The organism is Corynebacterium crudilactis (genome assembly GCF_001643015.1).
Classification (GTDB): Bacteria; Actinomycetota; Actinomycetes; order Mycobacteriales; family Mycobacteriaceae; genus Corynebacterium; species Corynebacterium crudilactis.
The window spans coordinates 2422939-2444100 of the sequence record NZ_CP015622.1; the positions used below are offsets into that span (position 1 = coordinate 2422939).

The window sequence follows — 21162 nt, forward strand, 5'->3', positions numbered from 1 at the left end:
AACTACATAACCTGGGACTTTGTTACTTTTGCAATTTCTTCTGTTTCTTCTTTGCTTTCAGCGCTGCTGGATCGTCCGAAGTGATAAAAGCTCCCGCACCAATTCCACCGAGCGCGCCGAAGAGATGCCCCTGCCAAGAAACACCAGCCTGAGTAGGTAGCAGCCCCCAGAATAAACCTGAGTAAATAAATGCCAGAACAATGCCAAGCAGGAATTGTTTGATATCTCTGTTAAAAATACCTCGCACAATGAGATAACCCAGCCAGCCGTAGATTAGCCCCGAAGCACCGATATGGTTCGTACCGATTCCGCCGAAAAGCCACGTGCCAAATCCGCCAATGAGGCCGGCAATAATTGTGACTTCCCAAAACACCCGTTTACCGCTCATGCCGATTAAAAAGCTGAATATAAAACCGGGGATGGTGTTTCCGATGAGGTGACTAAAGCTGCCATGGAGAAATGGGGAGGTGAAAATTCCCCACAGTGAACTGGTATCGAGTGGATGAATGCCAAAGTTATTTAAAAATCCACCGGTGAGCACCGTAACCAGATGCACCGCCCAAATAATCACCACATAACCAATGGCGAAGGTAAGCCCAGTACGAACTGAAGATTTATTCTTCAGCTGCTGGTTAAGGTTTGCGCTGGGTTTATTCCATGGCTTTACTGGTCCACCTGTTGGTGGATTCATGCCGGTGGCACCAAAGTTTGTGTTGTTGTAGGGGCTGTTATAACTCATGGTAAAAGTTCCCTGAAGCTTTTGAGACCGAGTCCCGGACTCGCGGAAAGTATGGCGTCAATAATAGCGTCCTGTACACATTCTGCGGCGTGTTCAGACAATTGCGCCAGCGTCTCGGTAGTAACACCACTGCCATCGCCGGAAGACATGGCAAAAAAGGTGTCGCCATCCATCGGCGAATGTGCTGGCCGCACAGCACGCGCAAGTCCATCGTGGGCAACCAAAGCCAAGCGCTTCGCTTGAGCTTTTGTCACCGGCGCATCAGTTGCCACGACGCCGATGGTCGTGTTCAGCGTTTCTGCCGCACTTTTTAGCTTATCGACGCCCACACCCTTCAGTTCGGGCCTACCAAACAATGCCCCAGTTTCAAGGTCAACTACTTCGCCTACAGGATTAGCCACCACAGCAGCTGCAATCATGTATTGGCCGACCGCGCGCGAGCTTTGTCCAAATCCACCACGAAGTCGCCCTGCAGTAGCACCTGTGCCAGCACCAACGCTTCCGGAATCATTGTGGGTTCCGGCAAAAGCATTTTCTACAGCTTGTTTTCCATCAGCTGCAGTAGGTCGGTTCTTCGCATCTCCCACCAATAAGTCAAAGATCACCGCGCCAGGAACAATCGGAACGATGGGGCCTTCTGGACGCACAGGAAAACCAATGCCCCGCTCTTCCAGAGCGCTCATCACGCCGTCAGCTGCAGCCAAACCAAAAGCAGATCCACCACATAAGGCCACAGCGTGTACCTGCTGGACAGAATTATGTGGTTCTAAAAGATCAGTTTCCCGAGTTCCTGGACCACCCCCGCGAACATCGACACCGGCAAAGGCACCGTGAGGTGCCACTACCACTGAACAGCCCGTATCCCCTTTGCTCACGTGGCCTAAAAGGAAGCCGGGGACGTCGATAAGCATTAGTTTGTCATCGCTTCTAATAATGACTCTTGGTTATATGCCAGCCATTGCACCAGATTATCGCGATCTTCTTCGGCGGCTTCTCCCCCATGAATATCGCCAGAAGCAACATAAAGGCGAATATCATTAAGTGCAGCCAACCAAGCGTGGGCCTCTTCTTCGGAAGCAGTCACTGCAACATTTCCATCGGGACCAAGTGCATCATTGACCACGCGCAGATTAGCGAGCTTCGCCCGAGTGATATCTCCTTCATGCAGCGAACGGAGGAAGGAATTGTCCCCGTCGTATTCTTCATCGCCTTCATGCTGAAAATCCGGCAGCAAACGTGCCAAGGACGGATCAGCCGGAGCTTCTTTATGCCCACTTGTCATACCGGTCATCTCTGCCAGCGGATCTTTAGGAACTGCCTGAGCTCGCTGAATCAGCGCTTCACTGACCGCTGCAGATAAATCGCCCAGCACTTCGCGCTCCATTGGCTCAAAAACCACTGCGAAACGCACCTGACGCATCAGGCCCTTTTTCTTCTTCCATTGCTGCATAAGAGTTCTCCTTAACCTGCCTGCTGCATTGTTGCCCACAGGCCTGCAGTGTGGAGCTTTTTCACATCGCCTTCCACCTTGTCCTTTTCGCCAGAGCTCACAACCGCTTTACCTTCCGTGTGCACTTGCATCATCAGCTCTGTTGCTTTCTTTTTACTAAAGCCCAAAACAGTCTGGAAAACATAGGTGACATAGCTCATGAGATTAACTGGGTCATCCCACACGATGCAGAGCCAAGGCAGGTTTTCGCTCGACAATGTGTGCACTTCAAGCTCAACATCTGGTGTGGCAAGTGGCGCAGAAGGTGATGACATAGCCGGGTTTCTGTGCGCACTTTCTGCTTCCTTCACCGCTTGTGGGTAGTGAAGATGATTTTGCCTATTCATGACAAACAGCCTAGTCAACAACCTTGCGTTGGTGCAGAGCGGCCGAATATTTTCCTTGAAGAAAATACATTTAGGTGATATATCACCCAAAAACCACACCTCTTACCTGCGGGAATGCACAATCGAGGAACGTCGCATATCTGCGTCCACTCTGATAGCCTTTTGCCTGAAAATGCACTAGCTATTTTATTTTATTCCCCTAATCAATGTCGATTTTGATTTAAATCCCAGCGGAAGGACCACCACATGGAAGGCCTCGCAGCTCAAGCTCGCGTCCTACTGGAAAAGTGGGGCATGGCGCCGACTCACGCTTCATTCATTGAGTCCATCGCAAAAGCCATCCCAATTTTGTCCATCCTTTTGACGCTGATCATCACTTTGAATGGCATTTCCACTGGCACGGCCCCTCAACCACCGGCTCTTGCACAAGTGCGCACAGATATCTTGAACAAAATTAATTATGAACGCAATCAACAAGGTCTAGTGGGTATTGCCCCAGAAATTCCATTACATGACGCTGCGCAACAGATTGCCCAGGGAAATGCAGACTCCGGAGTGGAAGGCACCATCCCAGACCCAGAGGGAAATCTGGTAGTTCTGCAAATGCATCTGCCTTATGCTGAGGCGAATGCGGACACTATCATTGACAGGTTTTTAGCCTCACCTGAACATGCAGATCTCTTGCTTGCAAAAGATTACGAGGCCATCGGCATAGGTGTCGCATACAAGAATGATCTCTCCTGGGTAGTGGTGCAGTTCACTGAACCCGCACTCGATTCCGTAGAATCATAAGAGTGAATACCAATCCCTCTGAATTCTCCTCAAATCGTTCTACAGCTCTACTCACTGATAAATATGAGCTGACCATGCTGCAAGCAGCACTTGCAGATGGTTCTGCCGAACGCCCTTCCACTTTTGAGGTCTTTAGCCGTCGCCTACCCAACGAGCGCCGTTATGGCGTCGTGGCCGGAACTGCACGAGTGCTAAAAGCTATCCGTGACTTTGTATTCACTGAAGAACAGTTAGAAGATCTAGATTTCTTAGATGACCGCACCCTCGAGTATTTGCGCAATTACAGCTTCACCGGACAGGTTGATGGTTACCGCGAGGGTGAGATTTATTTCCCGCAATCCCCGCTGCTTACCGTCCGGGGCACTTTTGCAGAATGTGTCATCTTAGAAACAGTCATTCTGTCCATCATGAATGCGGATTCGGCAGTTGCTTCAGCAGCTGCACGCATGGTCACAGCAGCAGATGGCCGTCCAATTATTGAAATGGGCTCCCGCCGAACTCACGAGTACGCTGCAGTTACCGCATCGCGTGCAGCCTACCTCGCTGGTTTTTCTACCACCTCAAACCTTGAAGCAGCGTACCGCTACGGCATCCCAGCCTCAGGAACTTCTGCCCACGCCTGGACGCTGCTCCACATCAACGATGATGGCACTCCCAACGAGGCAGCAGCTTTTAAGGCACAGATCGATTCCCTCGGAGTCGATACCACTTTGCTAGTCGATACCTACGACATCACTCAAGGTGTAAAAACTGCCGTTGAAGTTGCAGGTCCTGATCTAGGTGGCGTGCGCATTGACTCCGGTGATTTGGGCGTTCTGGCACGTAAAGTGCGCAAACAGCTCGATGAGATGAACGCCCACAACACTAAAATTGTGGTCTCGTCCGACTTGGATGAATTTGCTATCGCAGGCCTTCGCGGGGAGCCAGTTGATGTCTTTGGTGTCGGTACATCCGTTGTCACTGGTTCTGGTGCACCTACGGCAGGCTTGGTGTACAAGATCGTGGAAGTTTCAGGCCACCCTGTGGCTAAGCGCTCCCGCAATAAGGAAAGCTACGGCGGTGGAAAGAAAGCAGTACGCACCCATCGCGCATCTGGCACCGCGATCGAAGAGATCGTATACCCCTTCAATGAAGAAGCTCCAGATACCGGCAAGCTCGATACGTTAAGCCTCACCATTCCGTTGATGCGCGATGGAGAGATCGTCCCAGGTTTGCCAACATTGAAGGATTCCCGAGATTACTTGGCTAAGCAATTGGTGTCTTTGCCTTGGGAGGGTCTCGCACTTTCTCGCGATGAGCCAGTGCTGCACACTCGCTTTGTAGGGTTCCCACCAGTGGTCTAAAACCCGCCCTTTATAACCGCAGCACGTTCTAACCAGACTGCCAATGATACAACCTTGGCAGTCTGGTTTTGTCTTTGCGCAAGCCTGCAACAATGCCCCATTAGTGGCTTAGGCTTTTGGCACCGATCTGGATAGACTTGGCACAATGTCTGCTGCAGAATCCACCTCAGAATCCACTCTTGAAACATCTTCCGAGCCGTTGAATGCGTCTACGGAAGAGTTACTAGCTGCTGCCGTCGAAGCTTTGGGCGGTGCACGAAGAGCTGGCCAGGAAGCAATGGCTAAGGCTGTGACCAAGGCTTTTGACGGCAAGCGCCACCTCGCTGTTCAAGCTGGCACCGGTACGGGTAAATCTTTGGCATACCTGGTTCCGGCTATTCGGCATGCGCAGAAAACTAATTCCACAGTGATCGTCTCTACCGCTACGATCGCCCTGCAACGTCAGTTAGTAAACCGAGATCTCCCCCGCCTGGTTGATGCTTTAGAACCCTTGATGGAGCGTCGCCCCACTTTCGCAATTATGAAGGGCCGTTCCAATTATTTGTGCATGAACAAGGTGGCACGTCAGGAAGAGCTTAACCAAGAAGACGCACTGATAGAACAAGAAGATATTTCGTGGCTAGGTAAGCACATTGTGCGCCTTAACGAATGGGCTAATGAAACAGATACCGGTGACCGCGATGATCTGGATCCAGGTGTTCCTGATCTCGCCTGGAAACAGGTTAGTGTCACTGCTCGGGAATGCATTGGTGCATCGCGCTGCCCACATGGTGAGGAATGTTTCGCGGAAATTGCTCGTGGCCAAGCTAAAGAAGCTGATGTTGTAGTAACAAACCATGCGTTACTAGCTATCGATGCTTTAGCTGATGTTTCAGTACTGCCTGAACATGATGTGGTGATCATCGATGAGGCGCATGAACTTGATGGTCGCATCACTGCAGTTGCTTCTGCTGAGATCACTGTCAACGCTCTCAACCTTGCGGCTCGCCGTGCGTCTAAATTAGATTCTGATAAGCGTGAAGAACGTCTGCAAGAAATTGCCGGTGATCTAGAAACACTCTTGCAAACAATGCAGCCAGGCCGATGGAACGATATGGATGACAGTTCTAAAGGCACGTTAGTAGCGCTCAAGGATGCGCTGTGGGCGTTACGGACCCAAATTACAGGCGCTCCCGAAGGCGAAGCTGCCAATGATCCAGAACGGTCAGCAGAACGCCAGAACTTAAGTAACCACTTGATGGAAATTCACGATGCCATCGTGCGCATTCTAGAAGTCTTTGCAGAAGAAGACCCTTCCAAACAATTCGACGTGGTGTGGCATAACCACGATGATCGTCGTGGGGATTCCCTTAACGTGGCACCGCTATCGGTAGCGGGACTCTTGCATGAAAAACTCTTCACAGATAACACTGTGGTCCTAGCTAGTGCGACGCTTACCATCGGCGGAAATTTCGACGCCATGGCTGCCAGTTGGGGCTTGCCTAAGGGAACATGGGATTCCCTGGATGCAGGCACTCCTTTTGATCCTGCAAAATCTGGCATTCTATACACCGCGAAGCATCTCCCCGATCCAGGTCGAGATGGGCTGCCAGAGGAAACACTCGATGAAATCTACGAGCTAATTACTGCTGCGGGAGGCCGAACTTTAGGGCTCTTTTCATCAAAACGCGCTGCAGAACAAGCTACCAAAGCAATGCGCCTGCGCTTGCCTTTTGATGTGTTATGCCAAGGCGACGACAACACCGCAGCATTGGTGAAGAAGTTCTCCGACAGTGAAAACACCTGCCTGTTTGGAACTCTCACCTTATGGCAGGGAGTGGACGTTCCAGGACGCTCACTCTCACTGGTGTTGATCGACCGTATTCCATTCCCACGCCCGGATGATCCCCTCTTGCAGGCGCGCAAAGAAGCAGCAGATGCAGAGGGACGGAATGGGTTCATGGAAGTTGCGGCATCTCATGCAGCGCTTCTCATGGCGCAGGGTGCTGGCCGTTTGCTCCGCCACGTTAGTGATCGTGGCGTAGTTGCAGTTCTTGATCATCGTCTGATGACAAAACGCTATGGCAGTTTCCTGCGCTCATCTATGCCCAAATTTTGGGGAACCACCGATCCCTCGACAGTGCGCGCAGCACTCAAGCGATTGGTGGCTCAGTAATACAAATTTTATGAACGGTGCATGACTGGACCGCCAATAGCGGTCTGGAATGCATACGCGTAAAGCAGGTACATCAAAGGTGAAGAAACCAGCACACCAATGATGATCGCGCTGCCCAATGCATTAAGGGCAATGGCTACCAGAATCAGCAAGATGACCTGGCCGAGGTTTTTGGAGACCATCTTCCAGCTTGCAGAAAATGCCTCGCCGATACCAGCATTACGCAATTGGAATACTGCCGGCAGCGCAAAAGCAAAGACAACCATCGCGATGATTCCTGGAACAATAAATAAGAACATACCGATCACGATCATGATCGTGATCAAAAGATACACCACAAAGCTCGTGCCCAAACCAGAGAATTTAAAAAAGCTTCCCACGGAAATCTGCTCACCGCGGACTACTTTTGCTGCATTTCGGTAGCAATTCAATGCCCACACGAAGCTGACCGCAATAGAAGCGATAGCTGCCAGGATCATCACAAATCCAGATGCACCCAGCGACAAGCCGGTTAAGGTATCGGATTCAACAGAAGCCGCGGCAACGACACCGAACATTGGAATCATACAAATCAGCATGAGCACAAATGCCAGCGCGTAGTAAATTAGCGTAGACACCACCCAAGACGTCCAGGTAGCTGCAAAGCCTTTCCATGCCTGACCAAAAACAGTGCCCAAATCAAAGGGACGCCACTGAGCTTCTTCGAGGGATGGCTGTGGGGTTTCAGCAGCAATTGGACTAGCAAACGCGCCATATCCCTGGTTGAAATCTTGACCATAAGGCTGGCCGTATGGCTGTCCATAGGGATCCCCTTGAGGCTGGCCGTAGTTCTGCGCACCGGAAGGATTACCAAATTGGGAATCCCAATTTTCGTTGTTATCACCTGGATATTGTGATCCATATGGGCTTGTCATAGCAGTGTCCTTTTGGTTGAGGGCAACGGTCAATTTCACTTTACAAGCAACTAATAATCAATGCCCATTTAGTTATGGAACTGCAACAACTGTGACGGTATTGGGGGCAACCTCAGTGAAGCCACCATCACGAACCGGAACTGCACCGGGACTTTCCAACAGTTGTTTAAACTCCGCTGCCGGAACCTCCCGGACATGTAACGCAAAATCAGCTTCCGACCACTTCTCTATCCACTCAAAAGATTGGTGGGCAGCGAGCAACATGGATGCATGACCTACCTGAGCTGCAGCTTTGCCCAAAGACATAGACAAAGAGCCATCAATGTAGATGATTGGAAAATCATCCACAATCGGATTTGGTTCATCCAAAGGCAGCTCCGTGCCAGAAATTTGTAGCTTCTTAATATCTGCAGGAACATCAATCACAGCACTAGGCAGGAAAGCTCGCACTTGCGCAGCATCATCTTCCACCGTGACACCAGCTAATTCCTGCACACGCTCCCACGCAGCATTGCGTGCGCGACGCGCGACCTTGCGAATTAAATGGCCATACCAGCGCTCCAGCGCCGCTCTAAATTCCATGTCTGCTGAGACTCGCTCATCAAGACATAGCTTGACGACGCTCCTAGCCGCCGCTTCCAACACATCCGTCCGCCTCGGCGGATTCTGCTTTGGAATATGCAATGCAATTTGCATAGCCTGCACAGTTGAAGGATCCGTAGGATCTTCGCTATGCGGCCCCTCGCTCGCGCGATCGCGGAGGAGAGAGTGGGCGTCGAAAAGCGAATCTTTAGGCATTGTTGGTCAAAGGAACGCGGTGGAAAGTTCCATCTTCCTGATCAGCCAGGTCAATCTCATCACGAGAAATACCCATCATGTGCAGCACCTCATCCAAGAATGGGTGGTTCACAGAAGTATCCGCAATCTCCTTCAACGCTGGCTTCGCGTTGAATGCGATACCCAGGCCGGCAGCAGAGAGCATATCGATGTCATTGGCACCATCGCCAACAGCCACAGTCTGGTACATCTTCAAACCGGAATCAGCCGCGAATTCACGCAAGAATTCAGCCTTTGCTGCACGATCCACGATCTTGCCAATGACATTGCCAGTCAGCTTGCCATCAACAATTTCCAGCGTATTGGCGCGGACATAATCCAGCTCCAGTTCATCAGCCAAGCCATCTAGAACCTGGATGAAACCGCCAGAAACCACAGCAGTCTGGTAACCCATGCGGTTGAGGGTACGAATGGTGGTACGAGCACCTGGAGTCAGTTCAATGGCCTTGGCAACTTCATCAATCACTGAAGCATCCAAACCAGCCAAAGCCTTCACACGCTCACGCAAAGACTCCTCGAAATCGAGCTCACCACGCATAGCACGCTCAGTAACTTCAGCTACTTCTGCTTCCTTGCCAGCGTGAGCCGCCAGCATCTCAATAACCTCACCGGTGATCAGCGTGGAATCACAATCGAAGCACACCAGGCGCTTAGAGCGGCGCAACAGACCAGAACGCTCAATCGCGATATCAACGTTCAGCTCTGAAGTAAGCGAAGCAAGTGCCTTACGCATAGCTTCACCGCCACCAGGGCTGACATCAGGAACCGTAACCTTGAGCTCCAGGCCAGTTACTGGGTAATCCGAAATGCCACGGATGGTATCGATGTTGGCATCATAATCAGCCAACGTCTGACCAATGCGAGAAATATCCAAAGCATCAACCGGATCGCCCAACACAACCACGACGTGGGAAGAACGAGGACGTGCAGATTGCACTGCTTCTTGCAGCTCCACAACCACTGATTGCCCATGGACTCGCAAAGTATCAGTTAAGCCGGTGGTGACAGTTTCAACCTTTTCAGGAGCAATACCCACGAACGCAGCCAGGTTTAAAAATCCGCGAAACATTGATTGCTCAACGTCCAAAACCTGAACCTTATTGGCAGATAAGACTCTAAAGAATGCGGCAGTCACGCCGTGGCGATCTTTACCGCTCACTGTGATCACCGCTGGAAGATAACCTTCACGCAACGCAACCTGCTGGCCGATTTCTAGCTCAGCGATTTCTAGGGATTCATTCTGATTCAGTTCAGTCACGAAAATAATTGTCTCACGTCTCTGATCGGAACACTACTTCAGATATCGTGATAAAAAATCCGCCCAAAATAAAACACCAGCCCCAGCAGATTTTCTCTGCTGGGGCTGGTGTCTCTTAGTCAGGTACAGAACTTACTCAGACATTTTTAGCGGCCAGAGTTAGTTGCATGGGCCGGGGCAGTACCCAATTCTGGAGCATTCTGATCATCGTGATGTCCAGTATGTGCCTCTGCGCGCATGCGTTCAATCATGTGCGGGTAGTGCAGCTCGAACGCAGGGCGCTCGGAGCGGATACGAGGCAGGGAGGTGAAGTTGTGGCGAGGAGGAGGGCAGGAGGTTGCCCACTCCAGGGAGTTGCCATAACCCCAAGGATCATCAACGGTAACGAGCTCACCATAGCGCCAAGACTTGAAGACGTTCCAAACGAATGGAATAACAGACAAGCCGAGGAGGAAGGAGAAGACCGTAGAAATCTGGTTGTAGATGGTGAAGCCATCTGAATCCAGGTAATCAGCGTAACGACGTGGCATACCCATGTTGCCCACCCAGTGCTGGATGAGGAAGGTGCCGTGGAAACCAACGAAGGTCAACCAGAAGTGGATCTTGCCAAGACGCTCATCGAGCATGCGGCCAGTCATCTTCGGGAACCAGAAGTAAACGCCTGCACAAGATGCGAACACCACGGTACCGAAGAGGGTGTAGTGGAAGTGCGCGATCAGGAAGTAGGAGTCAGACAAGTGGAAGTCCAGTGGTGGGGCTGCCAGCATAATGCCGGTAAGTCCACCGAAGAGGAAGGTAGCCATGAAGCCAACAGACCAGATCATTGGGGTTTCCCAAGTGATGTGGCCCTTCCACATGGTGCCCACCCAGTTGAAGAACTTAACGCCGGTAGGAACCGAAATCAGGAACGTCATGAAGGAGAAGAACGGTAGCAAAACCGCACCGGTCACGAACATGTGGTGAGCCCACACAGCCATGGATAGTGCACCAATGGACAGGGTTGCGAAGATCAGGCCGACGTAACCGAACATTGGCTTACGGGAGAACACAGGAATGATCTCAGACACGATGCCGAAGAATGGCAGTGCAAGAACGTAAACCTCTGGGTGTCCGAAGAACCAGAACAGGTGTTGCCAAAGCAGGGAGCCACCGTTAGCTGGATCGTAGATGTGTCCACCAAGCTTGCGGTCATACAGAACGCCCAGTGCAGCAGCAAGCAACAGTGGGAAGATCAGCAGTGCAAGAACAGAAACAATGAAGATGTTCCAGGTGAAGATTGGCATGCGGAACATGGTCATACCTGGTGCGCGGAGGCACAGGATGGTGGTCAGCATGTTAATTGCGGATGCAACGGAACCAATACCTGTTGCACCAACGCCGACGATCCACATGTCAGAGCCAAGGCCTGGGGAGTGAATAGCGTCAGAAAGTGGGGAGTACATGGTCCAACCGAAGTCAGCAGCACCACCCGGGGTTAGGAAGCCAGTCAGCATTGCAATACCACCAACGGTGGTGATCCAGAAGCCGAAAGCGTTCAAACGTGGGAAAGCTACGTCAGGCGCACCGATTTGCAGTGGCAGAACGTAGTTAGCGAAACCCCAAACGATTGGAGTTCCGTAAAGCAGCAGCATGACAGTTCCGTGCATGGTGAACAGCTGGTTGAACTGCTCATTGGACAAGAACTGCAGACCAGGGGTGAAAAGCTCTGCGCGGATAAGCAGGGCCATCAAGCCACCGAGGAAGAAGAAGCTGAAGGACATAATGATGTACATAATGCCCAGCTGCTTGTGGTCGGTGGTGGTCATCATCATCCATGCTTTGCTGCCCGTGCGTGCATGGCCTGTCGGCTCGGGCCTTTGTGGGGCGACGTGCCCGTCGACCCTAGGCGCCACAGCGGTCATAGGTTCCTCCTGACTACGGGACGATCCATTCGGATTACCGATCGTCCTTTAACAACACTGCCTGATCTTAAGCCACAGGCAGGATCCGATGCCAACCCAAAAAGGCCGGTATGCAGCTAACTGTAACCCTTTTTCATGCCCAAAAAAAATGTTTTTAGATCTTTGGGTGAGGTTGTTAACCAGATCGGTCACCTGTGGGCAGTGAGTTTCAGCAAAAGCTGTGAAGGGGTTCACATTTTGATCGACGTTTTGCCAGGATGCCCCACCCCCGCAATTAACCCCTGTCACAGTTTTCACATCTCCCCCCGCTGGGGTTCAATCGAATGGTTGAGGTGAACTTTCTAGCCTCTTTCCTTGAAGACACCCCGCAGGCCTTTTAACAAGAACATACCCCTCCCCTATTCCGTTAGCTGCTAAAAATACAAATGCCGCACCCCTAGAAATTTTTCTAGGGGTGCGGCATTTGTATTTTCAAACTTTGAAAATTAGAACCACGACATTAAGGACTCTTAGAAATCCCAGTCATCATCAACAGTATTTTCTGCCTTACCAATGACGTATGAAGAACCAGAGCCAGAGAAGAAGTCATGGTTTTCATCAGCATTTGGTGAAAGCGCAGACAAGATGTTTGGAGACACCTTAGTCTCATCCGCTGGGAAGAGGCCTTCGTAGCCAAGGTTGTTCAGCGCCTTGTTGGCGTTGTAACGCAGGAAGCGCTTCACGTCTTCAGTCCAGCCAAGATCGTCGTAGAGATCTTCGGTGTACTGAGTCTCATTGTCGTAGAGATCATAGAGCAGATCGAAGGCGTACTCCTTCAGCTCTTCCTGTCGCTGAGGAGTTTCGCGCGCGATAGCCTTTTGATACTTGTAGCCAATGTAGTAGCCGTGCACAGCTTCATCGCGGATGATCAAGCGGATCACGTCAGCGGTGTTGGTCAGTTTGGAGTGGCTAGACCAATACATTGGAAGGTAGAAGCCGGAGTAGAACAGGAAGGACTCCAGAATTACGGAAGCAATCTTGCGCTTGAGTGGATCCTCACCCTCATAGTAGGACAAAATAATCTTTGCCTTGCGCTGCAGGTTCTCGTTTTCTTCAGACCAACGGAATGCGTCGTTGATTTCTGGGGTAGATGCGAGAGTCATGAAGATGTTGGAGTAGCTCTTCGCGTGCACTGATTCCATGAAAGCAATGTTGGTCAACACTGCTTCTTCGTGCATGGATTCCGCATCAGGCAGCAAGGAGATAGCGCCAACGGTGCCCTGAATGGTGTCCAGCAGGGTAAGGCCAGTGAACACACGCATGGTGGCAGCCTTTTCCACCTCACTCAGGGTTCCCCAGCTCTTAATGTCATTAGATACTGGCACCTTTTCAGGAAGCCAGAAGTTGCCGGTCAGGCGGTCCCACACCTCAAGGTCTTTGGAATCTGGGATGGAGCTCCAGTTGATCGCTTTAACTGGTTCCACATGCTCCTTTAGATAAGCATCATGAACACTGAGATCAGAATCAGCAGCCATTAGGTACACTCTCCCCTTCATAAAGATTTTTGCTTTTCGACGCCACAATGCAGCGCGATTTCAGATCGCCAGCTTACCTCACTCTCACCTCTTTGAAAGATCAGGGGGAGCGAATGAAATTCACCCAAGTCCCCCATCAGTGACAAGTGCCCACAAGGCCAAAATTGTGAATTTAGTCACTTTATTTAACGCCCCGCCAAGCGGGGGCAACGCACCCTTGGGGAAATTCCATATTGAAAAAAGTAACTCCGGGCACCCCACTTATTGCCCTAGATTATCGCCACTAGCACGTCATTTAGAGAAAACCTTTAATGTGAAATAGGTCTCAAAATGAGGCTTTTTTACATCTTTAAACCATGAGCAAACTTAGCCAATCCAAAGCACAAAAACGCGGGTTATGCTGCGCTAACCTATGCTGACAGACCAGCAGAAGATGTGTATCTTAGGGGCCATGACAATCAACGAGAAGATCGCATCAGCTTTCAACAACCAAGTGACTGCAGAGCTTGAAGCTTCAATGGTGTACCTTCAGCTCTCCTACGTTCTAGACGATTTGGGCCTCACCGGCATGCGCGACTGGATGCAGGCACAGAGCAAAGAAGAGATCGAGCATGCACAGAAATTTGCTCAGCACCTTCTGAACCGTGACTACACCCCACAGATCGGAGATATCGCACCACCAAAGCTTGATGTCTCCACCGCGCTGGAAGCATTCGAAGCTTCCCTCGCACATGAGCAGAAGATCTCCGGACTTATCCGTGAGCTAGCTGCAATCCAGGATGCCGAGAAGGATTATGATTCCCGCGCATTGATCGATTGGTTCCTCAACGAGCAGATCGAAGAGGAAGCAAACGTCGGCGAGATCATCGACCGCCTCCGCATCGTCGGTGATTCCGGTGCAGGACTCCTCCGCATCGATGGTGAGCTCGGCTCCCGCTAAGAAACCTGTAAGTTTCTAAAACTAATGCTCCGCTCCCCCACTAGAGGGGAGCGGAGCATTTTTATTACTACAGAGTTCATCGAAACGATGGTGTTTTCTAAAAACATTGGGATTTACTCGAATGCATTCCTTAAAACAGTCATAATGGTAATCACATTCTTTTTGATCGTTCCATTAAACACAGCTTATTAAAGAGGCATCATGCCCCCAACACCCGAAAGTCCTATGAATAATCCATTAGGTTCTGCTCCCACTCCAGCCAAGCCACTGCTCGATAGTGTTCTTGATGAACTCGGCCAAGACATTGTCAGTGGCAAGGTTGCTGTCGGTGACACTTTCAAACTGATGGACATCGGCGAGCGTTTTGGTATTTCTCGTACCGTTGCGCGTGAGGCTATGCGAGCTCTAGAACAACTTGGGCTTGTTGCATCTTCCCGTCGCATTGGTATCACTGTGCTGCCACAGAATCAGTGGGCTGTTTTTGATAAGTCCATCATCCGCTGGCGCCTTAATGATGAAGGTCAGCGTGAAGGCCAGCTGCAGTCACTTACTGAGCTGCGCATCGCTATTGAGCCAATTGCAGCACGCAGTGTTGCTCTCCACGCCTCGACTGCTGAATTAGAAAAGATTCGTGCGCTGGCAACAGAAATGCGTGAGCTAGGTGAATCTGGGCAGGGTGCATCACAGCGTTTCCTGGAAGCTGATGTCACCTTCCATGAACTCATTTTGCGTTATTGCCACAATGAGATGTTCGCTGCAGTGATTCCGTCGATAAGCGCGGTGCTTGTCGGGCGCACTGAGCATGGCCTGCAGCCTGATCGTCCAGCACTCGAGGCGCTTGATAATCACGATAAGCTTGCCGACGCCCTCCTGAGCCGTGATGCGGATGCCGCAGAAACTGCGTCCCGAAATATCCTCAATGAGGTGCGCAGCGTGCTGGGAACGCTCAACTAATAAAAAAAAATTGCCTCCAACCTAATTAGGTTAGAGGCAATTTTCATTCCGCTTTAAAGCATGCAGCTGACGCAGCCGTCAACTTCGGTACCTTCAAGTGCGACCTGGCGCAAACGGATGTAGTACAAGGTCTTAATGCCCTTGCGCCATGCGTAGATCTGCGCACGGTTGATATCACGAGTGGTAGCAGTGTCCTTGAAGAACAAGGTCAAAGACAGACCCTGGTCAACGTATTTGGTAGCCACAGCATAGGTGTCAATGATCTTCTCGTAGCCGATTTCGTAGGCATCCTCGAAGTACTCCAGGTTGTCATTGTCCATGTGTGGAGCTGGGTAGTAAACGCGACCGATCTTGCCTTCCTTGCGGATCTCAATCTTGGAAGCGATTGGGTGGATCGACGAGGTGGAGTTGTTGATGTAGGAGATCGAACCGGTTGGTGGAACTGCCTGCAGGTTGCGGTTAAACAGGCCATGCTCCATCACATCAGCCTTCAGCGCAGCCCAATCCTCCACGGTTGGGGTGTGAATATCAGACTTCTCAAACAGTGCCTGAACCTTCTCAGACTTTGGTGCGAAATCATTAGCATCAAAACCATCGAAGTATTCACCGGTTGCGTACTGGGAGTTTTCGAAGTTGTTGAAACGTACTCCACGCTCACGAGCAATCTTGTTGGATGCACGCAGGCACTGGTACAGCACAGCAGCGAAGTAAGCATTGGTGAAGTCCAAGGAGTCCTCGGAGCCGTAGTACATGTGCTCGCGTCCGAAGTAGCCGTGCAGGTTCATCTGGCCAAGACCAATCGCGTGAGCTGCTTCGTTGCCCTTGCGGATTGATGGAACAGAATCGATGCTGGTCTGCTCTGAGACAGCGGTCAAACCACGGATGGCGGTTTCGATGGTCTTCTCAAAGTTTGGTGAATCCATTGCCATTGCAACATTGAGGGAGCCCAAGTTACAAGAAATATCTTCGCCGACCTCTGCATAGGTGAGGTCATCGTTGAATTCAGATGGGGTGGATACCTGAAGGATTTCAGAGCACAGGTTGGAGTGGGTGATGCGGCCTTCGATTGGGTTAGCTGCATTCACGGTGTCTTCATACATGATGTATGGGTAACCGGATTCGAACTGGATCTCTGCCAGAGTCTGGAAGAACTGACGCGCGTTGATCTTGGTCTTGCGGATGCGGTCATCATCGACCATCTCATCGTAAAGCTCAGTGACTGAGACGTCTGCAAATGGCTTGCCGTAGATGCGCTCCACATCGTATGGGGAGAACAAGTACATGTCATCGTTGCGCTTTGCCAGCTCAAAAGTGATGTCTGGAATAACAACGCCCAAGGACAGGGTCTTGATACGGATCTTCTCATCGGCGTTTTCACGCTTGGTATCAAGGAAAGACAAGATGTCTGGGTGGTGTGCGTTCAGGTAGACGGCACCTGCGCCCTGGCGAGCACCCAGCTGGTTAGCGTAGGAGAACGCATCTTCTAGAAGCTTCATTACTGGGATAACACCGGAAGACTGGTTTTCAATCTTCTTGATCGGTGCGCCGGATTCACGAAGGTTGGACAGCAGCAATGCGACACCGCCGCCGCGCTTGGACAGCTGCAGCGCGGAGTTGATGGAACGCCCAATGGATTCCATGTTGTCTTCGATACGCAGCAGGAAGCAAGATACTGGCTCGCCACGCTGTGCTTTACCGGAGTTTAGGAAGGTTGGGGTAGCTGGCTGGAAACGGCCAGACATGATCTCATCAACCAAGTTTTCAGCCAATGCGCGATCGCTATCAGCAAGGGTCAACGCGACCATGCACACGCGATCTTCAAAACGCTCCAGGTAACGGCGTCCGTCGAAAGTCTTCAGTGTGTAGGAAGTGTAGTACTTGTACGCGCCAAGGAAGGACTGGAAGCGGAACTTGAAGGAGTAAGCCCGCTTGAACAGATCCTTGATGAATTGAAAATCATACTTATCCAACACGATTGGATCGTAGTATTTGTTTTCTACCAGGTAATCAAGCTTTTCCTGAAGGTTGTGGAAAAAGACAGTGTTCTGGTTGACGTGCTGCAGGAAGTACTGGTTCGCAGCCTCGCGGTCCTTATCGAACTGGATCTCGCCGGTGTCATTGTAAAGGTTGAGCAACGCGTTGAGAGCGTGGAAGTCCATTTGGTCTCCGCGTGGCACGACAGTGGTTCCCGATGCAGTCAAAGGAGTGTCCCTTTCAAAAGAGGTCTGAACTATATTGTGGTGATTTAAGTTTTAAGTTTTAGCTCGTGGTTGCTGGTTCGTATGGTTCCAGCCCCAAAGCTTGGGCATTGTGTAAAAGTCCTCCGCGGAGAACGCTTACATCTTCCTCGTTGCCCATGAGTTCGAAACGATAGACATAGGGCACTTTACATTTCTTAGAAATGATGTCGCCAGCCAGCCCAAAGTCCGAACCAAAATTTGTGTTTCCACCTGCCACAACAGCCCTGATAAAGCTGCGATTGTGTTCATCATTTAAAAATCTGATTACTTGCGGTGGCACTGGACGAGAATTTTCGCCAGTCATGGAGACTCCGCCACCGTAGGTGGGTGTTATCAAAACATATGGCTCATTGATTTTCAATGGTTCGTCACCTCGGGTGAGAGGGATACGCACATTGGGTAAATCGAGTTTTTGCACGAACCGGTGCGTATTATCGGTGGTCGAGGAGAAATACACGATAAGCATCCTCGAGCTCACTTCCCTTCTAAATACTGCCTAGTGCAAGCATTCTGCGCTTGCCATGCCAATTGCTCTTTCTTGTTTCAAAGAGAACTGAACTTCTATTATTCTCGGTTTCTCCCCATGTGCGAGACGACCCCCGCGTGTGCGGGGAACACGTTCCAAATATATGAAGAAAAACGAAACGCCGCCAGATATCGGCGACGAATAAGAGGAAGGCCACAAAGGTGTGGCTGGAGTGGCACGCGTTTTAAGCGAAGATATCGTGCCACTCAACATGCAACATTAAGCAGCTGCAGTTGCCATCTCACGGATGCGCTCTGGGCGGAATCCAGACCAGTGTGCGCCGTCTGCAACAACAACTGGAGCCTGGAGGTAGCCAAGTGCGAGAACATACTCGCGGGCTTCTTCGTCGAGGCTGATATCAATGAGGTCATAGTCAAGACCAGCGCGGTCGAGGGCCTTCTTGGTGGCGTTGCACTGGACGCAAGCAGGCTTGGTGTATACGGTGATTGCCATTTTTAGGGCCTTCCTTATGTCAGCTTTCGCGTTTAATGCTTAAGGCTGAATCTTACTTTTTAAATCAGTTTTTAAAGTCTTTGTATCGCTCAAGGCGACACATCAGACACTATACTTTGTGGTGAATTAGTGCAACTGGCACTACATGTAGTAGTTACATCGTGAGTATTCCCAGGATGGCAGTTCTCCAGCCACCACATGTAGCGATCCTTAGCTCCACCAAACTCTCCCCCTGTAACTACATTCTTGTCATTTACCCAGTTCATCAACCATAAAGAATCGTGCCCGTTATGGAATCGTTACATTAGGTATGTGGGCGCAGACCCCCAAAGAAAATACGCACACAAAAACAATCAAGCACCGAACCCCCACAAGTGAGGAACGGTGCTTGATTGCTTGTATAAACCGTGCTTAATCTTAAAGATTAACCCTGGCGAGCCTTGAAACGTGGCTCTTTCTTGTTGATCACGTAGACTTTGCCACGGCGACGCACGACCTGGGCGCCCGGCTTGTTCTTCAGCGACCGAAGGGAATTGCGTACCTTCATTCGGGCGCTCCTTTCTCTCATGCGCTATTTAAGGCTATTTTTCAGCGGTCAGATGTGGCATATAAATACGCACGTCTAACCAGCTATGACACGAGGGATTATCTTAACCGACTGCCGTAGCAAACTCCAAACCCTTCACACATACGACGCTAGTTTTAGGGCCCCTCAACCCGCTTTTCATCGAACTTTGCCTAGGATTAAGTGCATGACAAACACACAATCTGAGATCATCAATGCACTCAACGTAAGTCCAGGAATTGATGTTGCCCAGGAAGTCGAACTCCGCGTGCAATTCTTGGCCGATTACCTCCGCGTATCCAAAGCAAAAGGTTTTGTGCTGGGCATTTCAGGAGGGCAAGATTCCACTTTGGCTGGCCGTCTTGCGCAGCTAGCAGTCGAGAGCATCCGTGCAGAAGACACCACTGCTGACGCCCTTTTCTATGCAGTCAGGCTCCCTTATGGCATCCAAGCAGACGAGGATGACGCCCAGGTGGCACTAGATTTTATAGCTGCCGATAAGGAGGTAACCGTCAATGTTAAAGATGCTTCCGATGCTGTGGATTCCTCTGTCGCTGCTGCACTTGGGATCGATGAGCTAACCGATTTCAATCGTGGCAATATCAAAGCTCGTCAGCGCATGATCGCGCAGTATGCAATTGCCGGCCAGCTAGGCCTTTTAGTACTCGGCACCGATCATGCAGCAGAAAACGTCACTGGATTCTTCACTAAATTTGGTGACGGCGCAGCGGATCTGCTCCCCTTGGCAGGTCTGAACAAACGCCAGGGCGCAGCTATGTTGGAGTACCTCAGCGCACCGCCTAGCACGTGGCTCAAGGTGCCCACTGCTGATTTGGAAGAAGACCGTCCAGCTTTGCCAGATGAAGAAGCACTCGGCGTTTCCTATACCGACATCGATGATTACCTGGAAAACACAGAAGTCAGTGATGCAGCCTCTCAACGCATCGAACACCTGTGGAAGGTTGGACAGCACAAGCGCCATCTACCAGCTACTCCTCATGACACCTGGTGGCGTTAATTGATCTCCTAATCCAGCAGCTTCAACGTGGCTTTCGCAGCCTGGAATAATTCCACGCCATAATTAGGACCAAATGAAGCTGCATGAACTGCCAAAGGGTGGAGTTGATGCATGGGGGTGCGCTCACGCCATCCGGCAGGCAGTGGATTAATGGACAGATAACCAGCACGGATCTCATCAAGATACGGCGCGCCGAAAACATCAAGCATGGCTAGATCAGTTTCCGGATGCCCGCCGTGTGCCGCTGGATCAATAAATATCGGCCCATCGCTACCAAACAAGAGATTGCCAAACCACAGGTCACCGTGAATGCGAGCAGGCGGAACTTCATCGGGCAACTCCCTGATCACATCGCAGGCAGCTTCCACCACCCACAGTGCATGTTCGGTGAGATGATTCCGGCGACGTGCCCGGCGCGCAAATGGGAGAACGCGTTGCTCGGTGTAAAAACGGCCCCAAGTGGACGTCGATAAGCATGCTTGTTCTTGGGTACCGATATAGTTCGGCCCCGCCCAGCCCAGTGGAGGGCTGCCGAACGCTGGGGCGCCGGCAAGGTGGATGGTGGCCAGCTCTTCGCCCGCCTTAAAGGCCGCATCGGGTGTGGGCAATTGCGTATCGACGCCCACTGTCGTGATACTCACACCATCCGCGTCCACCACTTCGACTACAGAGGCGGAAGCTTCCGCAAGCCACCGCAATCCAGCAGCTTCTGCCAACGCAGCTTGCGGTTGCGCGGGGCGTTTAGTGAAGGTGAGCAATTAGTAGCGCTCAGGCTCCTCACCCAAAGCAAATTCCCTGCCGGAAACCTCATTCGGAACAAGACGAACGTAGTTGTACTTCAAGGTTGGGATCCATGGCTTCAGCTCAAGGGTATCGGCGTATGCGATCTCATCGAGCTTGCTCACGATTTCAGCGTTGGCGCGCACAACTACTGACCAAGCCTTATCCTCTGTGACTTCATCAGCTTCGAAAAGGACATCGCTGTTGAGGTTCATGCTAAAGAGCTTGTTACCCTCTGCAGTACGGATATAAATATCCCCCTTATCAACAATGAAGTTGACAGGGAAAATATCAATGTCTTCGCTGCGACGAACCACAATGCGACCAAGAGATACAGATGCAAGACGCTCCAAAGCGTCCTTTTCATCAAGGATATTGACGGGGTTGTCCATTGCTT

Annotated in this window: 21 protein-coding genes; 6 read left to right on the forward strand and 15 right to left on the reverse strand. The window is 51.0% G+C overall.

Going from position 1 to position 21162, the window contains the following annotated elements:
• Nucleotides 1–22: 22 nt before the first annotated feature.
• The 4 genes from ccrud_RS11290 to clpS are packed head-to-tail and all read right to left on the reverse strand — an operon-like array spanning nucleotide 23 to nucleotide 2503.
• Nucleotides 23–739 carry a rhomboid family intramembrane serine protease gene (locus ccrud_RS11290; protein ID WP_066567694.1) on the reverse strand — a complete coding sequence of 239 codons (717 nt, stop codon included), beginning with the start codon at nucleotides 737–739 and terminating at the stop codon, nucleotides 23–25.
• On the reverse strand, nucleotides 736–1650 hold the full coding sequence (locus ccrud_RS11295; protein WP_066567696.1) for a P1 family peptidase: 915 nt from the start codon (nucleotides 1648–1650) through the stop codon (nucleotides 736–738). Before ccrud_RS11295 ends, ccrud_RS11290 begins: the two co-directional genes overlap by 4 nt.
• Nucleotides 1650–2189, reverse strand: a complete 540-nt coding sequence (locus tag ccrud_RS11300; RefSeq protein WP_066567699.1) for a DUF2017 domain-containing protein — start codon at nucleotides 2187–2189, stop codon at nucleotides 1650–1652. The genes ccrud_RS11295 and ccrud_RS11300 overlap by 1 nt, the downstream gene beginning before the upstream one ends.
• A gap of 11 nt (nucleotides 2190–2200) precedes the next feature.
• On the reverse strand, nucleotides 2201–2503 hold the full coding sequence (gene clpS, locus ccrud_RS11305) for an ATP-dependent Clp protease adapter ClpS (RefSeq protein WP_066567701.1): 303 nt from the start codon (nucleotides 2501–2503) through the stop codon (nucleotides 2201–2203).
• A 318-nt stretch (nucleotides 2504–2821) separates the two neighbouring features.
• Between clpS and ccrud_RS11310 the strand changes: the two genes are divergently transcribed.
• From ccrud_RS11310 to ccrud_RS11320, 3 genes are all read left to right on the forward strand, one after another.
• Nucleotides 2822–3367 carry a CAP domain-containing protein gene (locus ccrud_RS11310; RefSeq protein ID WP_066567703.1) on the forward strand — a complete coding sequence of 182 codons (546 nt, stop codon included), beginning with the start codon at nucleotides 2822–2824 and terminating at the stop codon, nucleotides 3365–3367.
• A 2-nt stretch (nucleotides 3368–3369) separates the two neighbouring features.
• On the forward strand, nucleotides 3370–4710 hold the full coding sequence (locus ccrud_RS11315) for a nicotinate phosphoribosyltransferase (RefSeq protein ID WP_066567704.1): 1341 nt from the start codon (nucleotides 3370–3372) through the stop codon (nucleotides 4708–4710).
• Nucleotides 4711–4855: 145 nt separating this feature from the next.
• Complete coding sequence (locus ccrud_RS11320) at nucleotides 4856–6865, forward strand: ATP-dependent DNA helicase (protein WP_066567707.1); 2010 nt, start codon at nucleotides 4856–4858, stop codon at nucleotides 6863–6865.
• Nucleotides 6866–6873: 8 nt separating this feature from the next.
• On the opposite strand, the gene ccrud_RS11325 is transcribed toward ccrud_RS11320, so the two are convergent.
• The 5 genes from ccrud_RS11325 to nrdF all read right to left on the reverse strand — a co-directional run bounded on the left by ccrud_RS11325 (nucleotide 6874) and on the right by nrdF (nucleotide 13289).
• On the reverse strand, nucleotides 6874–7779 hold the full coding sequence (locus ccrud_RS11325) for a DUF7847 domain-containing protein (RefSeq protein WP_066567710.1): 906 nt from the start codon (nucleotides 7777–7779) through the stop codon (nucleotides 6874–6876).
• Between the two features lie 72 nt (nucleotides 7780–7851).
• Nucleotides 7852–8577: an aminoacyl-tRNA hydrolase gene (locus ccrud_RS11330; RefSeq protein WP_066567712.1), complete on the reverse strand. Its 726-nt coding sequence runs from the start codon at nucleotides 8575–8577 to the stop codon at nucleotides 7852–7854.
• Nucleotides 8570–9874: a phosphoserine phosphatase SerB gene (gene serB / locus ccrud_RS11335; RefSeq protein ID WP_066567714.1), complete on the reverse strand. Its 1305-nt coding sequence runs from the start codon at nucleotides 9872–9874 to the stop codon at nucleotides 8570–8572. Before serB ends, ccrud_RS11330 begins: the two co-directional genes overlap by 8 nt.
• Before the next feature lie 146 nt (nucleotides 9875–10020).
• On the reverse strand, nucleotides 10021–11775 hold the full coding sequence (ctaD, locus tag ccrud_RS11340) for an aa3-type cytochrome oxidase subunit I (RefSeq protein ID WP_066567715.1): 1755 nt from the start codon (nucleotides 11773–11775) through the stop codon (nucleotides 10021–10023).
• Between the two features lie 509 nt (nucleotides 11776–12284).
• Nucleotides 12285–13289: a class 1b ribonucleoside-diphosphate reductase subunit beta gene (gene nrdF, locus ccrud_RS11345; RefSeq protein WP_066567717.1), complete on the reverse strand. Its 1005-nt coding sequence runs from the start codon at nucleotides 13287–13289 to the stop codon at nucleotides 12285–12287.
• A gap of 451 nt (nucleotides 13290–13740) precedes the next feature.
• On the opposite strand from nrdF, the gene ccrud_RS11350 reads away from it, so the two are divergent.
• Together ccrud_RS11350 and ccrud_RS11355 are read left to right on the forward strand one after the other, a co-directional pair.
• The gene (locus ccrud_RS11350) at nucleotides 13741–14229 is read left to right on the forward strand and encodes a ferritin (protein ID WP_066567720.1); all 489 of its coding nucleotides are present in this window, start codon (nucleotides 13741–13743) and stop codon (nucleotides 14227–14229) included.
• A gap of 201 nt (nucleotides 14230–14430) precedes the next feature.
• The gene (locus ccrud_RS11355; protein ID WP_066567723.1) at nucleotides 14431–15183 is read left to right on the forward strand and encodes a FadR/GntR family transcriptional regulator; all 753 of its coding nucleotides are present in this window, start codon (nucleotides 14431–14433) and stop codon (nucleotides 15181–15183) included.
• 53 nt (nucleotides 15184–15236) lie between these two features.
• Here the strand turns inward: ccrud_RS11355 and nrdE are convergent, their stop codons facing one another.
• The 4 genes from nrdE to ykgO all read right to left on the reverse strand — a co-directional run bounded on the left by nrdE (nucleotide 15237) and on the right by ykgO (nucleotide 18949).
• Nucleotides 15237–17342 (reverse strand): class 1b ribonucleoside-diphosphate reductase subunit alpha, encoded by a 2106-nt coding sequence (nrdE, locus tag ccrud_RS11360; protein WP_066569901.1) that lies wholly within the window; start codon nucleotides 17340–17342, stop codon nucleotides 15237–15239.
• A gap of 100 nt (nucleotides 17343–17442) precedes the next feature.
• Nucleotides 17443–17889 (reverse strand): class Ib ribonucleoside-diphosphate reductase assembly flavoprotein NrdI, encoded by a 447-nt coding sequence (gene nrdI / locus ccrud_RS11365; RefSeq protein ID WP_066567724.1) that lies wholly within the window; start codon nucleotides 17887–17889, stop codon nucleotides 17443–17445.
• A gap of 279 nt (nucleotides 17890–18168) precedes the next feature.
• Nucleotides 18169–18402: a glutaredoxin-like protein NrdH gene (gene nrdH, locus ccrud_RS11370; protein ID WP_066567725.1), complete on the reverse strand. Its 234-nt coding sequence runs from the start codon at nucleotides 18400–18402 to the stop codon at nucleotides 18169–18171.
• Between the two features lie 424 nt (nucleotides 18403–18826).
• A complete protein-coding gene (gene ykgO, locus ccrud_RS11375; RefSeq protein WP_003857945.1) occupies nucleotides 18827–18949 on the reverse strand; it encodes a type B 50S ribosomal protein L36 in 123 nt (40 codons plus the stop codon).
• 205 nt (nucleotides 18950–19154) lie between these two features.
• On the opposite strand from ykgO, the gene nadE reads away from it, so the two are divergent.
• The gene (gene nadE / locus ccrud_RS11380) at nucleotides 19155–19985 is read left to right on the forward strand and encodes an ammonia-dependent NAD(+) synthetase (RefSeq protein ID WP_066567731.1); all 831 of its coding nucleotides are present in this window, start codon (nucleotides 19155–19157) and stop codon (nucleotides 19983–19985) included.
• 8 nt (nucleotides 19986–19993) lie between these two features.
• Here the strand turns inward: nadE and ccrud_RS11385 are convergent, their stop codons facing one another.
• Together ccrud_RS11385 and ccrud_RS11390 are read right to left on the reverse strand one after the other, a co-directional pair.
• Nucleotides 19994–20743 (reverse strand): fructosamine kinase family protein, encoded by a 750-nt coding sequence (locus ccrud_RS11385; protein WP_066567734.1) that lies wholly within the window; start codon nucleotides 20741–20743, stop codon nucleotides 19994–19996.
• On the reverse strand, nucleotides 20744–21157 hold the full coding sequence (locus tag ccrud_RS11390; RefSeq protein ID WP_066567738.1) for a pyridoxamine 5'-phosphate oxidase family protein: 414 nt from the start codon (nucleotides 21155–21157) through the stop codon (nucleotides 20744–20746). It abuts the gene before it with no gap.
• Nucleotides 21158–21162: the final 5 nt, after the last annotated feature.